Below are 12,731 nucleotides of genomic sequence, written 5' to 3' on the forward strand. Positions count from 1 at the left end.
ATGGCTGTGCAGACCGTTGCAAGCACCACCGATTCCGCCGCCTCCGTCGACCTGGGCCCCGCCGCGGCGCTGTCCTGCCGCGAATGCGGCCACCGCGTCCCCCTCGGCCCGGTCTTCGCGTGCGAGGAGTGTTTCGGCCCGCTGGAGATCGCCTACGACTTCTCCGCCCACCGGCCCGAGGAACTGCGCAGGCGGATCGAGGCGGGCCCCGCGAACATCTGGCGCTACGCGCCGCTGCTGCCGGTCCCGGCCGACGTGGCCGGCAAGCCCAACCTCAACCCCGGCTGGACCAAGCTGGTCAAGGCCGACAACCTGGCGCGCGAGCTCGGCGTGACCGGCGGGCTCTACGTGAAGGACGACTCCGGCAACCCGACGCACTCCTTCAAGGACCGCGTCGTCGCCCAGGCCCTGGAAGCCGCCCGCGCCTTCGGCTTCACCACCCTGTCCTGCTCCTCCACCGGCAACCTGGCCGGCGCCGTCGGCGCCGCCGCCGCCCGCGCCGGCCTGCGCTCCTGCGTGTTCATCCCGCACGACCTGGAGCAGGGCAAGGTCGTCATGGCCGCCGTCTACGGCGGCGAGCTGGTCGGCATCGAGGGCACCTACGACGACGTCAACCGCTTCTGCTCCGAACTGATCGGCGACCCGGCCGGCGAGGGCTGGGGCTTCGTCAACGTCAACCTGCGGCCCTACTACGCGGAGGGCTCCAAGACCCTGGCGTACGAGATCTGCGAGCAGCTCGGCTGGCGGCTGCCGGACCAGATCGTCGTGCCGATCGCCTCCGGCTCGCAGCTCACCAAGATCGACAAGGGGCTGCGGGAGCTCATCGCACTCGGGCTGGTCGAGGACCGGCCGTACAGGATCTTCGGCGCGCAGGCCGAGGGCTGCTCGCCGGTCTCCGCCGCCTTCAAGGCGGGCCACGACGTGGTGCGTCCCCAGAAGCCGAACACCATCGCCAAGTCCCTGGCCATCGGCAACCCGGCGGACGGCCCCTACGTCCTGGACATCGCGCGCCGCACCGGCGGTGCCGTGGAGGACGTGACGGACGAGCAGGTGGTGGACGCGATCAGGCTGCTGGCCCGGACCGAGGGCATCTTCGCCGAGACGGCGGGCGGCGTGACGGTCGGCGTGACGCGCAAGCTGATCGAGGACGGCGTCCTCGACCCGACGAAGACGACCGTCGTGCTGAACACCGGCGACGGCCTGAAGACCCTCGACGCGGTGGCCGGCACCGGCCTGACCGCCACCATCCGCCCGACCCTGGACTCCTTCCGAGAGGCTGGCCTCGCATGAGCGTGACCGTCCGCATCCCCACCATCCTGCGCACCTACACCGGCGGCCGGGCCGAGGTGACCGCCGAGGGCGCGACCCTGGCCGAGGTCATCTCGGACCTGGAGAAGAACCACACGGGCATCGCCGCCCGGGTCCTGGACGACCAGGGCAGGCTGCGCCGCTTCGTCAACGTGTACGTCGACGACGACGACGTCCGCTTCGAGCAGGGCCTGGAGACGGCCGTCCCGGACGGCGCCGGCGTGTCCATCATCCCGGCGGTCGCCGGAGGCTGACCGGGACTGCTCGTTACCTTCGGTAAGCGACGTCACCGAGAGTTCACTGAATTGCCCCCTCCGCGAGAGAAGCGGAGGGGGCAATTCAGTGTGATTGAGCGCGGTACAGTTGGGGAACACGATGCCGGTCCCTTGATCGGGAACTTCGAATTCCTGCCGCGCGCCCGACGATATGTAGCCAAAGTGTGGGCGTCTTTCGCGGCTTTTGTGCCATGTGTACGGCCCGGCTTGCCCTGAATTCAGGCGAATTCTCGCCACATTCCGGACTGGGTGCGTCCGGAATTCTCGTCCGACTGACCTGTTGCAGACGGCAGTTGGACAGATACATTCGGCCGCGGTCGACGCGTTCCGGCGCACGCCCCCACCGTGGGGGGTGAGGTCTGACCCGGATCCGCGAAGTGTGGATCTGTGCAAGGGCCAGTAATAGGGGAGTTAGGCATGGCTCAGGGCACCGTCAAGTGGTTCAACGCGGAGAAGGGGTACGGCTTCATCGCGGTCGACGGTGGTGCGGATGTTTTCGTCCACTACAGCGCGATCCAGATGGACGGCTACCGCACCCTGGAAGAGGGCCAGCGGGTCGAGTTCGAGATCTCGCAGGGCCAGAAGGGCCCGCAGGCCGACATGGTTCGCGTCACTGCCTGAACGCGCGACCGACCGCAGGCGAATCTGCTTCCGACGAAGGGCCCGCACCCCGGGGTGCGGGCCCTTCGCCCTGCCCGGACCCCGCACGCCTCCCCGGACCCCGCACCCCTGCCCGGCCCTCGGGACCCTCCGCCGCCTCCGGGACCCTCCCTCCATCGTCTCCGGGACCCTCCCCCCACCGTCTCCGGCGCCCTCTCCATACCGTCTCCGGAGCCCTCCCCGCACTGCCCCCGCGCCTTGTTCGCGCGCGGCTGAGCGCCCCCTCCGACCCCCGGAGGCGCTTGCACTCGACAGGGGCGAGTGCTAATCATTGGCGTTAGCACTCTGAAGGTGAGAGTGACAGCTGGAAGGACCGGGTCGGTGAGGCCACGGGTCGGGCGGGGCAAGGAGCCCTCTCCGGTCGGGGCCGTCCGTCGCGGGCGCGGGCGCGGTCCGAAGTAATCACCCCCAGTCCTGGAGGGACCACTTCACATGGCCAAGATCATCGCGTTCGACGAGGAGGCGCGGCGCGGCCTCGAGCGCGGCATGAACCAGCTCGCGGACGCCGTGAAGGTGACGCTCGGCCCCAAGGGCCGCAACGTCGTCCTCGAGAAGAAGTGGGGCGCGCCCACGATCACCAACGACGGCGTCTCCATCGCCAAGGAGATCGAGCTCGAGGACCCGTACGAGAAGATCGGCGCCGAGCTGGTCAAGGAAGTCGCCAAGAAGACGGACGACGTCGCCGGTGACGGTACGACCACCGCGACCGTCCTCGCCCAGGCGCTCGTGCGCGAGGGCCTGCGCAACGTCGCCGCCGGCGCCAACCCGATGGCTCTGAAGCGCGGTATCGAGAAGGCCGTCGAGGCCGTCTCCGCCGCCCTGCTGGAGCAGGCGAAGGACGTCGAGACCAAGGAGCAGATCGCCTCCACGGCCTCCATCTCCGCCGCCGACACCCAGATCGGCGAGCTGATCGCCGAGGCCATGGACAAGGTCGGCAAGGAAGGCGTCATCACCGTCGAGGAGTCCCAGACCTTCGGTCTGGAGCTGGAGCTCACCGAGGGTATGCGCTTCGACAAGGGCTACATCTCGGCGTACTTCGCGACCGACATGGAGCGTATGGAGGCCGTCCTCGACGACCCGTACATCCTGATCGCGAACTCCAAGATCTCCTCCGTCAAGGACCTGCTCCCGCTCCTGGAGAAGGTCATGCAGTCGGGCAAGCCGCTGCTGATCATCGCCGAGGACGTCGAGGGCGAGGCCCTGTCGACCCTGGTCGTCAACAAGATCCGCGGCACCTTCAAGTCCGTCGCCGTCAAGGCCCCGGGCTTCGGCGACCGCCGCAAGGCCATGCTCGGCGACATCGCCATCCTCACGGGCGGCGAGGTCATCTCCGAGGAGGTCGGCCTCAAGCTGGAGAACGCCACCCTCGACCTGCTGGGCAAGGCCCGCAAGGTGGTCATCACCAAGGACGAGACCACCATCGTCGACGGTGCCGGCTCGGCCGAGCAGGTCCAGGGCCGCGTGAACCAGATCCGCGCCGAGATCGAGAACAGCGACTCCGACTACGACCGCGAGAAGCTGCAGGAGCGCCTGGCGAAGCTGGCCGGCGGCGTGGCCGTCATCAAGGCCGGTGCCGCCACCGAGGTCGAGCTCAAGGAGCGCAAGCACCGCATCGAGGACGCCGTCCGCAACGCGAAGGCCGCCGTCGAGGAGGGCATCGTCGCCGGTGGTGGCGTGGCCCTGCTGCAGGCCTCGCAGGTCTTCGAGAAGCTGGAGCTGGAGGGTGACGAGGCGACCGGCGCCCAGGCCGTGAAGCTCGCGCTGGAGGCCCCGCTGAAGCAGATCGCCGTCAACGCCGGCCTCGAGGGCGGCGTCGTGGTGGAGAAGGTGCGCAACCTGACCCCGGGCCACGGCCTGAACGCCGCGACCGGCGAGTACGTCGACCTGGTCGCCGAGGGCATCATCGACCCGGCGAAGGTGACCCGTTCCGCGCTGCAGAACGCCGCCTCCATCGCCGCGCTGTTCCTCACCACCGAGGCCGTCATCGCCGACAAGCCGGAGAAGGCCGCCGCGCCCGCCGGCGGCGGCATGCCGGGCGGTGACATGGACTTCTGATCCCGCGCGGATCGGACCCGTCCTGACCGAGGGCGGCACCCCCTGGACGCAGGGGGTGCCGCCCTCGGGCGTGTCCGGGATCACAAGGTGACGCGCGGGCCGGGCGGAATGCCTCCCCGCGGCGGCCGGGTTGACCTGGGAGTGCGGTGAATGCATGCGCACATACCACCTGGTTCACCCCGAGGAGCCCCGAAGTGACCGTCTCCGAGTCCGCCGCCTCCCGCGCCGCCGACATCCTCTCCCGGCCGGCCTCCATCAACGGTCTAACTGTCCCGAACCGCATCGCGATGGCGCCCATGACCCGCATGTTCTCCCCGGGCGGGGTGCCCGGCGAGGACGTGGCGTCCTACTACGCCCGCCGCGCCGCCGCGGGCGTCGGCCTGATCGTCACCGAGGGCACGTACGTCGGCCACGCCTCGGCCGGGCAGAGCGACCGGGTGCCGCGCTTCCACGGGGAGGAGCAGCTGGCGGGCTGGGCGAAGGTCGCCGAGGCCGTGCACGCGGCGGGCGGCACCATCGTGCCGCAGCTGTGGCACATCGGCATGGTCCGCGAGCAGGGCGACCCGCCCTTCCCGGACGCCCCCGCCGTCGGCCCCTCCGGTCTGCGCATCGGCGCGACCGAGCCCACCGGCAAGGTCATGACCCAGGCCGACCTGGACGAGGTCGTCGGCGCCTTCGCCGAGGCCGCCGCGGCCGCCGAGCGCATCGGCTTCGACGGTGTGGAGCTGCACGGCGCCCACGGCTACCTCATCGACCAGTTCCTGTGGGCGGCCACCAACCGCCGTACCGACGCCTACGGCGGCGACCCGGTGGCCCGCACCAGGTTCGCGGCGGAGATCGTCGCCGCCGTCCGCGAGAAGGTCTCGCCCGAGTTCCCGGTGATCTTCCGCTACTCGCAGTGGAAGCAGGAGGCCTACGACGCGCGCCTCGCCGAGACCCCGGAGGAGCTGGAGGCGATCCTGACCCCGCTCGCGGCGGCCGGTGTGGACGCCTTCCACGCCTCGACGCGCCGGTACTGGGTGCCGGAGTTCGACGGCTCGGACCTGAACCTGGCCGGCTGGACGAAGAAGCTCACCGGCAAGCCCGCCATCACGGTCGGTTCGGTCGGCCTCGACGGCGACTTCATCAAGGCGTTCCAGGGCCAGGGCGCCGGGGTCGGCGACCTCGACAACCTCCTGGACCGCCTGGAGCGCGAGGAGTTCGACCTGGTGGCCGTGGGCCGGGCACTGCTCCAGGACCCGCGGTGGGCGCAGAAGGTCCTCGCGGGCCGCTTCGACGAACTGGCGCCGTACGACCCGGCGTCGCTCAAGACCCTCCGCTGAGCCGCGTCCGCACCACGGCATAGGGTCCCCCGGACGGCCGGCCGCCGCTCGTTCGGCGGCACCTGGTGAGGGAGGACTCGATGACGACGACCGATCCCGTGGTGCGGACCGCCTCCGGTGCGGTGCGCGGGCGGCGGGAAGAGGACCTGGCGGTGTTCCGCGGCATCCCGTTCGCCGCGCCCCCGGTGGGGGAGGCCCGGTTCGCCGCCCCGCGCCCGCCCCGGCCCTGGGACGGCATACGCGAGGCGTACGCCTTCGGCCCGCCGCCCCCGCAGGAGGCGGCGGGCCTGGCGGGCCGCGAGGCCCTGCGGGCCCTGCCGGCCGGCGACGAGTGGCTGACCCTCAACGTCTGGACGCCCGACCCGGACCCGGCGGCCCGCCGCCCGGTGATGGTGTGGATCCACGGCGGCTCCTACCGGTTCGGCCACTCCGGCAGCCCCGGTTACGACGCCCGGCTGCTCGCCCGCGACGGCGACCTCGTCGTCGTCACCGTCAACTACCGCCTGGGTTTCGAGGGGTTCGCCCGGATCGAGGGGGCGCCCGCCAACCGGGGCCTGCTCGACCAGGTGGCCGCGCTGGAGTGGGTCCGGGACAACGTCACCGCGTTCGGCGGCGACCCGGACCGGGTCACCGTCTTCGGCGAGTCGGCCGGGGCCGGCTCGATCGCCGCGCTGCTGGCCATGGAGCGCGCGGCCGGACTGTTCCGCCGGGCCGTCGTCCAGAGCCTGCCCGGCACGTACTTCTCCGACGAGCTCGCCCGCGACATGGCGAGGGCCCTCGCCGCCGAGGCGGGCCTGCGCCCCACGGCCGCCGACCTGTCCACCGTCGACCCCCGGGAGCTGCCCGCCGCCGGGGAGGCCCTGGGCGCCAAGATGCTCCAGTACGCCGACCGCTGGGGCCAGGCCGCGCCCACCCGCACGCCGTTCGCGCCCGTCGTCGACGGCGAGGTGCTGCCGGCCGCCCCGTGGCGGGCCCTGGCCGCCGGGGCCGCCCGCGGCGTGGACCTGCTCGTCGGCCACAACCGCGACGAGTTCCGGCTGTTCACCGCCGTCGCCGGACGCCTGGGCCGGGCCACCGGGGAACAGGCCGCGCAGGCCCTGCGCCGGTACGCGCCGGGCGCGGACGGCGAGGCCGCCTACCGCGCCGCGTTCCCCGACGCCTCGCCGGGCGAGCTGCACGAACGCGTCCAGACCGACTGGCTGTTCGCGATGCCCTCACTCCGCCTCGCCGAGGCGCAGGTCACGGGCGGCGGACGCGCCCACGTCTACGAACTGACCTGGCCGGCCCCGGCCGTGGGCGGTGTCCTGGGCGCCGCCCACGGCCTGGACCTGCCGCTGCTCTTCGGCACCTTCCACGCCGACCTGGGCCTGCTGTTCTTCGGCCGCGACGAGCCCTCCGAGGAGGCGCGGGCGCTGTCGTCCCGGTTCCGCGCCTCCTGGTCGGCGTTCGCCCGCACCGGCGACCCGGGCTGGCCCGCGTACGACACCGAGCGGCGCCTGGTGCAGGTGCTGGACGCGGAGCCGGTGGTCGCCCCCTACCCGGAGGAGACGACCCGCCGCCTGTGGGAGGGGTACGAGTTCGCCGCGCTGCCGCTGCTGGACTCCGGCTCCGGCCTCGGCGCTTGAGGCCGTCGACGAAGGCCGCCCTGCGCAAGGCCCCCTCGGGGCCGGGGTCGTGCCGCCGGCTCTGTGCGTGGACCCGGTCACCGGGGCGGGCGAGGAGCCGTTCGCCCCGGTGGAGCCGGGGCGTTGCCATGCCCGTACGGCCCAGCGGCCGGCGCCGGTGCTGCGCGGGGAGCGTCCGGCGGTCGGCACGCATGCCGTGGATGCACGGGACGGGCGGCTCGGGGAAGTGAGGGGGCGCGTCGGCGGGCGGGTGCAGGCGCGTCCGGCCGGCGGCGGCCGGGAGGGGGGACTGTCCGCCGGAGTCGCTGGAGCCCACGGCGCGGGAGGAGGTGCCGCGGACGCGGGCGCGGGTGGCCGACCGGTGGAGCACGGGGCGTGACGTGGGTGCACGGGCGGTCCCGGCCAGGGTCACCCGAACGGGGCAGTCTCCCGGCGGGCGGGCGCGGGCATTGAACAAGACGGGCAAAACCATGAAAGGAGAAACTCGTGAACGAGCTTCCCGGCCTTCTTGATCCCATCATCCCGGCGGACGAGGTGGCGGTCCTGGCCGACTGGCGGATCGCCCTCTCCGCGGGCGACGACGACTGATCCGTCCTGCCGTACGACGGCCCGCCGGGCCGCCGCGCGTCCTGTGCGGCGGCCGGTCCCACCCGGACCGAGGAGTCTCCCGGTGGGCGGGCGCGGGCATTGAACAAGACGGGCAAAACCATGAAAGGAGAAACTCGTGAACGAGCTTCCCGGCCTTCTTGATCCCCTCATCCTGGCGGACGAGGTGGCGGTCCTGGCCGACTGGCGGATCGTCCTCTCCGCGGGCGACGACGACTGACTTGTTCCTTCCGCGCGGCGGCCCCCGACCGGGCCGCCGCGCGACTTCGTCGAGGGGGCCCGTTGAGGGAAGCGCAGCCGTCGGCCCGGCGGGACGCGGTGGTGGAGGAGTTGCACGGTCACCGGGTCGAGGACCCGTACCGGTGGCTGGAGTCGGCGGACGATCCCGCGTGCCAGGAGTGGCTGGCCGGGCAGGAGCGGTGGCTGGCGGCGCAGGCGGGCACCTGGGAGACGCGGCCGGTGTTCCGGTCGCTGATGCGGCGGTTCCTCCAGGCGGGCAACGCGGCGGTGCCGGCCGTGTCGCCGCCGGTGTGCCGGGGGGAGCGCCGGTTCTTCCTGCGGCGCGGCGCGGAGCACGAGCACCCCGTGCTGGTGGCCGCCACGGCCGGGCGGGGCGAGCGGGTGGTGGTCGACCCGGTGGCGCTGGACCCGTCCGGGCGCACGGCGCTGGACGCGTGGCGGCCGTCCTGGTCGGGCCGGCTGCTGGCGTACCAGGTCTCGGCGCACGGCAGCGAGGCACCCGTGCTGACGGTGGTGGACGTGGCCGACGGCCGCCGGGTCGGGCCCCCGGTGCGTCCGGGCCGCGGCACTGCGGTGGCCTGGCTGCCCGACGACTCCGGCTTCTACTACGTGACCTGCCCCGCCGAAGGGGACCGGCAGGTGCGGCTGCGGCTGCTGGATTCGCCCCGGGAGCCGGGCGAGGACCCGGTGGTGTTCACCACCGGCGCCCGGCAGCTGTCGGTGTCCGTCGGCGCGGACGGGCGCTGGCTGACGGTGAGCTGCGCGCCGGGCGCGCAGTGCGGCAACCAGGTCCACCTGGCCGACCTGACCGCCGCGCCCGCCCACGCCCCCGGTCTGCGACCGGTGCACGACGGCACGGCCACGGGAGTCCAGGCGCTGGTCAAGTCCGGTCCGCGCGGCCTGCTGTACGCGATCACCACCGAGGGGGCGCCCGGTGGACGGGTCTGCCGCGTCGACCCCGCCCGCCCGCACGCCGCGGCGTGGACGCCGCTGATCACTCCGGACCCGGACACGGTGCTCTCCGCCTGCGCCGCCCTGGTGGAGCCCGGCACCGGGGCGACGCGCTTCCTGGTCAGCTCGGCGCGGCGGGGCGTGGCCGGCCTGTCGCTGCACGACGGCGACGGCCGCCCGCTGGCCGACATCGAGACCCCGGGGACCGGCTGCGGCACGATCATGAAACTCACCGTGCCGCCCGGTGAGCCGGACCGGGCCTGGTTCACGTACACCGACTTCGTCACGGCCCCCGCGGTCCACCGCTTCGACCTCGGCGACCGGCGCTGCCGCCTCGACACCCCGTCCCCTGCCGACCGCGACCCGGCCGAGTCGTCGCGCTGCGGCCGGCCCCCTGCCGTGGTGCGCCAGGTGACCTATTTCTCCGAGGACGGCACCGAGGTACCGCTGTTCCTCGTCACGCCCGCCGACGGTGCCCTGGGCCCGCGCCCGACCCTGTTGACCGCCTACGGCGGCTTCGGCGCCACCGCGGCCCCCGCCTATTCGCCCACCATCCTGTCCTGGGTCGCCGCCGGCGGCGCCTACGCCATCGCCGGGGTGCGCGGCGGCGGGGAACTGGGCGCCACCTGGCACGCGGCCGGCCGCGGTGTGAACAAGCCGACCGCGTTCGCCGACTACGCGGCGGCCGCCCGGTGGCTGATCGCCGAGGGCGTCACCACCCCCGCCCGGCTGGCGGTCAAGGGCGCCTCGCACAGCGGTCTGATGGCCGCCGTCGCGATCACCCGCAATCCCGGTCTCTACGCCGCGGCCGTCTGCTCCGGCGCCCCGGCCGACATGGTCCGCTACCCCCGTCTGGGACTGGGCCGTTGGTGGATCGACGAGTTCGGCGACCCCGACGATCCCGGCCACCTCGCCGTCCTGCTCGGCTACTCCCCCTACCACCGCGTACGGCCCGGCACCCCCTATCCCGCGGTGCTGCTGATCACCGGCCGCACCGACCCCCGCGTCGACGCCGCCCACACCCGCAAGTTCACCGCCGCCCTGCAGCACGCCACCGGCAGCGGCGCACCCGTCGTCCTGCGCTGCGAGGACGGCGTGGGCCACGGTCCCCGCACCGTCAGCGGCTGGATCGACACGGAAGCCGACGCGCTCGCCTTCCTCGCCGCCCACACCGGGCTGCGGCCCTCCCCCGGACCCGGCGAGCCCGGTGAACCCGGCCCGCCGGCAAGCGCGTCTAGCCCATCGGCTCGATGTCCATCCGCACCGGCTTCCCCCACACGCGCAGCACCTCGTAGTCCGTGAACTCGTGCACGACCCGGTAGGCCATGGCGGGCCGGGGCCCGCGCAGCTGGGCGGCGACGTACAGCTCGGCCTCGCGGCGGTCCCGGCGCGGGGTGCCGCACAGCTGCCACGCCTGGCCGTTCCACAGCTCCGGCAGCCAGCGCTGCTGGGGCTGGGGGCGGTCGCCGCGCACGCCGTAGCGGGACGGGGCGGGCTCGGTGGGCGGGGGAGGCAGGGCGGGGCCGTTGAACTCGGCGCGCCGGGCCGCACGCCGCCGGGTCTCGCACAGCAGGCACAGGTCGGGGGCGCTCTCGTCGACCGGCCCGTTGGGGTGCTCGGGGCAGCGCGTGCTGGGGGCGGCCGTCGTGACGCTCTCCTCCAGCAGGTCCAGGGCACGCCGCAGGTCCGCCCTGACCTCGTGCAGCTTGGCGTCCGGGGTGTCGGCGGCGAGGGCTTCGCCGTGCTCGCCGAGGAGGCGCAGGGCACGGCCGAGGGCGGTGAGCTGGGCGTGGTTCATCGTGGTGGGGTTCCGGTCAGTCGGTGTGGTCCTCGGGTCTCTCGGTATCCAGTGTGCGGTGCGGCCGTCATGCGGGCGCCCCCTCCTGCCGCCGCCGCGACATCGCGGCGCGATCCCGGCCGCGCGGGCGTGGACCGTGCGGCCGGCAGGGGCGCGTCGGGACCCTCCACCCGTTCCTAGGAAAGAGGGCTCGGAGCTCGGCTCCTGGAGCTCAGGCCGCCTCGTCCTTGAGGTTCGCGACGAACGCCGCCCAGGCCGCGGCCCGGAACGCGAGCTTCGGGCCGCCGGGGTTCTTGGAGTCCCGGACGGGGACGACCGCGGGGAGGTCGTGGGTGACTTCCAGGCAGTCGCCGCCGCTGTAACTGGACTTGTGCCAGATGGCCGTGTCCAGGTCGTACTCAGTCATGCGCCTCATGGGCGCAATCCTGTGCCGTGCCCTCGATCAGAGCCAGGGACTTCCCGGGCGGAAGTGCGCAGGCCGTGAGGAGTTCGTAAGTGAACCTCTGGTGTCTGACGACGGCCTGATCGCCGAAGCCTGAGCCTCCGCCTCCACCGCCTCCGCGAAGTGCTCCGGGTACTTCGACTTCGCCGCCGTCCCGCAGGTGCGCGAGAAGAAGTCGCCCGTCCCCAGCGCCTCGTCCGGCAACCGCGCGTACTCCGGCTGCATCCGCCGTGTGCCCGCCTCCAGTTGCCCGATGAACGAGCCGCTCACGGACAGCCGCCGCCCCGGCTCCTCCTGGCTCGGGCCGGCCTTCTCGCGGGCGCGGCGGGGTTCGGCGCCCAGGAGTGCGCGAGGGGAGGAGGACGGGGCGAGGTCCCCCGGGTCCGGGCACGGGCGACTCCCTGTCGTACACGTGGGGTTGTCGGGACGCCGTATATGGCCAGGTTAGGGGTAGGAAATCAACGCTGTGTGGTGAACAGGGAACTCTGCGTGGAGGTAGGACAGGTGCGCTCGACCGAGGAGATCGTGGAGTCGCTGCGGGAGGCGCTCGCGCGCGTGGGTGTCGTGCTGCCGTCGCTGGGCGTCGATCCGGTGACCGGTGCGAGCGACGAACCGTTCGCGCTGGTGGACCTGGGGCGGTGCAACGTGCGGACCGCCGAGCACCTGACCGACGTGCTGCGTTCGATGCCGGTGGGGGAGGCGCTGCGGGCGCGGGTGCGGCAGGTCGACCGGGAGGGTGATCGGAGGTGAAGCCGGGCGGTGGGGGTACATCCAGTATCCCAGCGCCCGGGGGCGTGCGTCACCGTCCCGAAGAATGATCTTCGAGGGGCGTGAACGACCTTAGGGTTTTCTCAACCTCCCTGGACAGAAAAGGAGTTGAGATGTCCCGTGACCTCGCGGCCCTCGCGGAGGAACTGACGGCCATGGCCGCCGCCGACCACCGGACGGTGGCCTGCGGCACCAGCGACGACCCGGCCGAGCAGCTCGCCTGGCGGCGCCTGACCGCCCGGCACGGCGACCGGCTCGACGAGATCATGGACGAGTACGGCTGGCCCACGGCGGACCTCGTCGGCGAGGAGGCGGCCCGGGCCGCCTGGCTGATCGCCCAGCACGCCGACCGCCAGCTGCACGTCCAGCGGCGGGCGCTGCGGCTGCTGGAGCAGGCCGTCCAGGCGGGCGCGGCGGCCCCGCGCGAGCTGGCCTTCCTGCGCGACCGCACCCTCGTCAACGAGGGCCGCGAGCAGATCTACGGCACGCAGATCGCGGGCGTGCGGGAGGACGGCTCGCCCGTTCCGTGGCCGTGCGCGGAGCCGGACCGGGTGGACGAACTGCGCGCGGGCGTCGGCATCGAGCCGTACGCCGAGTACGTGGCGAAGCACGCGCCGGCCGGGGCCGGGGCCGGGGGCGCGGGGGCGCAGTGAGCCGGTGACCGCCCCGGAGGCCGCCGTG

Annotated in this window: 11 protein-coding genes and 1 pseudogene; 9 read left to right on the forward strand and 3 right to left on the reverse strand. The window is 73.3% G+C overall.

Annotated elements, in window-relative coordinates; translation table 11 throughout:
• The 7 genes from thrC (at position 1) to AB0L29_RS03685 (ending at position 10,344) form a co-directional block, all read left to right on the forward strand.
• Positions 1-1,290, forward strand: coding sequence for a threonine synthase (gene thrC, locus AB0L29_RS03655; RefSeq protein WP_365822922.1), 1,290 nt, complete (start codon positions 1-3; stop codon positions 1,288-1,290).
• On the forward strand, positions 1,287-1,562 hold the full coding sequence (locus AB0L29_RS03660; protein WP_365822924.1) for a MoaD/ThiS family protein: 276 nt from the start codon (positions 1,287-1,289) through the stop codon (positions 1,560-1,562). Before thrC ends, AB0L29_RS03660 begins: the two co-directional genes overlap by 4 nt.
• A gap of 438 nt (positions 1,563-2,000) precedes the next feature.
• Entirely contained in the window at positions 2,001-2,204 is a 204-nt protein-coding gene (locus AB0L29_RS03665) for a cold-shock protein (protein ID WP_004986573.1), read from the forward strand.
• Between the two features lie 471 nt (positions 2,205-2,675).
• Complete coding sequence (gene groL, locus AB0L29_RS03670) at positions 2,676-4,298, forward strand: chaperonin GroEL (protein WP_365822926.1); 1,623 nt, start codon at positions 2,676-2,678, stop codon at positions 4,296-4,298.
• A 194-nt stretch (positions 4,299-4,492) separates the two neighbouring features.
• The gene (locus AB0L29_RS03675; RefSeq protein WP_365822928.1) at positions 4,493-5,620 is read left to right on the forward strand and encodes an NADH:flavin oxidoreductase; all 1,128 of its coding nucleotides are present in this window, start codon (positions 4,493-4,495) and stop codon (positions 5,618-5,620) included.
• 80 nt (positions 5,621-5,700) lie between these two features.
• Positions 5,701-7,245, forward strand: a complete 1,545-nt coding sequence (locus AB0L29_RS03680; protein WP_365822930.1) for a carboxylesterase family protein — start codon at positions 5,701-5,703, stop codon at positions 7,243-7,245.
• Between the two features lie 888 nt (positions 7,246-8,133).
• Positions 8,134-10,344 carry a prolyl oligopeptidase family serine peptidase gene (locus AB0L29_RS03685; RefSeq protein ID WP_365822932.1) on the forward strand — a complete coding sequence of 737 codons (2,211 nt, stop codon included), beginning with the start codon at positions 8,134-8,136 and terminating at the stop codon, positions 10,342-10,344.
• Here the strand turns inward: AB0L29_RS03685 and AB0L29_RS03690 are convergent.
• From AB0L29_RS03690 to AB0L29_RS03700, 3 genes and pseudogenes are all read right to left on the reverse strand, one after another.
• Entirely contained in the window at positions 10,277-10,840 is a 564-nt protein-coding gene (locus tag AB0L29_RS03690) for a hypothetical protein (protein WP_365822934.1), read from the reverse strand. The genes AB0L29_RS03685 and AB0L29_RS03690 overlap by 68 nt on opposite strands.
• A 211-nt stretch (positions 10,841-11,051) precedes the next feature.
• Positions 11,052-11,255: a DUF397 domain-containing protein gene (locus AB0L29_RS03695; RefSeq protein ID WP_365822936.1), complete on the reverse strand. Its 204-nt coding sequence runs from the start codon at positions 11,253-11,255 to the stop codon at positions 11,052-11,054.
• Positions 11,256-11,360: 105 nt separating this feature from the next.
• Positions 11,361-11,717: pseudogene (locus AB0L29_RS03700) on the reverse strand (helix-turn-helix transcriptional regulator); the annotation flags it as partial.
• A gap of 54 nt (positions 11,718-11,771) precedes the next feature.
• On the opposite strand from AB0L29_RS03700, the gene AB0L29_RS03705 reads away from it, so the two are divergent.
• Together AB0L29_RS03705 and AB0L29_RS03710 are read left to right on the forward strand one after the other, a co-directional pair.
• Entirely contained in the window at positions 11,772-12,032 is a 261-nt protein-coding gene (locus AB0L29_RS03705; protein ID WP_365823453.1) for a hypothetical protein, read from the forward strand.
• Positions 12,033-12,163: 131 nt separating this feature from the next.
• Positions 12,164-12,703, forward strand: coding sequence for a DUF6624 domain-containing protein (locus AB0L29_RS03710; RefSeq protein WP_365822938.1), 540 nt, complete (start codon positions 12,164-12,166; stop codon positions 12,701-12,703).
• Positions 12,704-12,731 lie beyond the last annotated feature (28 nt).

This window comes from Streptomyces sp. NPDC052701 (assembly GCF_040678355.1).
Lineage (GTDB): Bacteria > Actinomycetota > Actinomycetes > Streptomycetales > Streptomycetaceae > Streptomyces.